General features: G+C 69.8%; 1 protein-coding gene. It reads right to left on the reverse strand.

What is annotated here, in order from left to right; all coding sequences use genetic code 11:
* Positions 1 to 1,151: IS1634 family transposase (locus ACFWAY_RS53880; RefSeq protein ID WP_378516554.1), on the reverse strand; the 1,151-nt coding region annotated here is incomplete at its 3' end.
* Positions 1,152 to 1,172 lie beyond the last annotated feature (21 nt).

The raw sequence follows: 1,172 nt of genomic DNA on the forward strand, positions 1-1,172 counted from the left end.
ATCTGCTCGATCTCGCGCTCCACGGCCGCCCGGTCGCGGCGGGTGCGCCCGCGGGCCAGGCGCACCTGCAGGGCGCCGAGCCGGTCGCGGGCCTTGTCGAGGGTCTGGTCGAATCCGCGGGACTGGGCGGCGTGCAGCGACGCCGAGTGGGTCACAATCGCCCGCCGCCGGACCCCGAGGGCGTCGACCTCGGTGTCGTAGGCGCGCATCCCGGGCAGTCGGGGATCGTCGACCCGGTGGTAGGCGTCAGCGGGCACGGTCAGCAGGGCCGGGTGATCCGAGGGCGGCAGGGAGCCGACGAACCCGATCCGCGCCGCCTCGATGTGGGCGTGGTTCGCGGCCGAGTTCTGCCCGGCGTCGTAGACGATCGTGGCCCCCTCGATGCCGGCGGCGACGCTGCGGTAGCGGTCGACGAGATCGTCGATCACCCCGGGGAACTGGGTCACGTCGGGGCGATCGCCGGGGTAGGGGTGCGAGAGCAGCGGAATACCGCCGTCGGAGGTGATCACCAACGCCAACCCGACCAGGCGCAGGTCGACGCGTTTTTGTTTGGCCTTGCCCCGCTGCGCGATCGGGGCGGCCTCGTTGCCGGAGTCGATGTAGGTGGCGAAATTCGTCATGTCCAGCACCAACGCGGTCAGGTCGAGACCGAATTCGGTGACCATCCGCGCCGACAACGCTCCCTCGATCCGCGCCAGATCGTCGCGGTCGAGACGGTCCATCGCCGACCAGAACTTGCGGTGATCGAGGGACCCGGCCGGCAGTGGGCACCACCGCGGTGCGGCGGTGGAATCCCACCAGGACGCGAACGCCGCCTTCGAGCACGGGGCGACGATCCGGTTCAGCGTGGCCAGCGCAATATAGGTGCCCACCGATACCGCCGCGTCCGAGCGGCGCGGAGCCACCCCATCGATCGCCTCGGCCACGCCGAGACGTTCGAGCACCGACCACACCGCGGCGACATCCCCGAACTTCTTGTGTGCACTGCGCACCGGCGCACCCGCTTGCGCGCCGGCGAGTTTGGCCGTCACCTCCTCCGCGCTGCCCAGGTACTGTTGCGAGACGATGCGCGGCTTGCCCTCGACCCGGGCGGACTCGACCAGGTAGTAGTACGTCTTCCCTCCCTGCCGTTTCCCCACGATCGAAGCCATATATAGGTAATACACTCTCCG

Origin of the sequence: Rhodococcus sp. NPDC059968, assembly GCF_042738615.1 — a bacterium.
Taxonomy (GTDB): Bacteria; Actinomycetota; Actinomycetes; order Mycobacteriales; family Mycobacteriaceae; genus Rhodococcus_F.